The sequence below is a fragment of the Methylobacterium sp. CCH5-D2 genome (assembly GCF_001556475.1).
Taxonomy (GTDB): domain Bacteria; phylum Pseudomonadota; class Alphaproteobacteria; order Rhizobiales; family Beijerinckiaceae; genus Methylobacterium; species Methylobacterium hispanicum.
In genome coordinates, this window is record NZ_LSIX01000547.1 from 1 (window position 1) to 1,383 (window position 1,383).

Here is a 1,383-nt window from a genome sequence, read left to right on the forward strand (position 1 = left end):
ACACCTCGCCGGCCTCCACGGGCATCGCGGTCACCGTCGACTCGGCCGCGCCGGCGGCCCCAGTGATCACCACCGCGCCGGGCAGCACCAGCGACACCACACCGACCATCACCGGTACGGCCGAGGTCGGCGCCACGGTGACCATCGCCAACAACGGCACCGTGCTGGGCACGGCGATCGCCGACGCCAACGGCGCCTTCAGCTTCACGCCGGCCGCGCCGCTGCCGGACGAGACCCTCAGCCTGACGGCGACCGCCGCGGACGCGCTCGGCAACGTCTCGGCCGCATCCAGCCCGGTCACGCTGACGATCGACACGAGCCCGCCGGCCGCCCCGGATCTGGCCGCCCTCCCGGACGCCACCAACGACACGACGCCCCTCATCACCGGCACGGCCGAGGCCGGCACGACGGTGACGCTGCTGAACAACGGCGTCCCGATCGGGACCGCTCTGGCCGATGCGGACGGCCGCTTCAGTCTCACCCCCGGGACGCCGCTGACGGGGGGCGCCAACAGCCTGACGGCGACAGCCACCGACGCGGCCGGCAATACCGGCACGGCCTCGTCCCCGGTCACGCTCACGGTCGATCTCTTGGCGCCCGGCGCGCCCGTTCTCACCGCCTTCCCGAACCCGACCAACGACACCACGCCCACCATCACCGGCGCGGCGGAGGCCGGCGCCACGGTCACGATCGCGAGCAACGGCACGACACTCGGCACGGTCGTGGCCGGCACCGACGGCGCTTTCAGCTTCACGCCCACGACGGCGCTGGCGGAGGGGGCCAACAGCCTGACGGCGACCGCCACGGATGCGGCCGGCAACGTCTCGCTCGCAGCGCAGACGCCGCTCCGCGTTGATCTCACCCCACCGCCGGCCCCGGCCGTCGATCCCCTGCCGGCCACGACCGGCGACACGACGCCGACCATCACCGGCACGGCCAAGGCCGGCGCCACCGTCACGGTGCTCAACGGCAACGTCGTGCTCGGCACGGTCGTGGCCGGCGCGGGCGGCGCCTTCAGCTTCACCCCGACCACGCCGCTCCCGGTCGGCACCGCCAGCCTCACCGCCACCGCCACGGATGTGGCTGGCAACACAGGTCCGGCCTCCGCGACGATCGTCCTCGAGATCACGCCGCCCCCGGTCGCGGGTGACACCACCCCGCCGGACGCGCCGGTCCTCACCGCCTTCCCGAATCCGACCAACGAGAGCCAGCCCGCCATCACCGGCACAGCCGAAGCCGGCGCGACGGTGACCATCGCGAGTAACGGCGCCGAGATCGGATCGGTCGTGGCCGGCCCGAGCGGCACCTTCAGCTTCACGCCGACGACGTCGCTGCCGGAGGGCGCCAACACCCTGACGGCCACCGCCACGGACGCGGCCGGCA

Annotated in this window: 1 protein-coding gene; it reads left to right on the forward strand. The window is 74.1% G+C overall.

Annotated elements, in window-relative coordinates:
- Positions 1–62: 62 nt before the first annotated feature.
- Positions 63–1,383: Ig-like domain-containing protein (locus tag AX737_RS33220; RefSeq protein WP_245293440.1), on the forward strand; the 1,321-nt coding region annotated here is incomplete at its 3' end.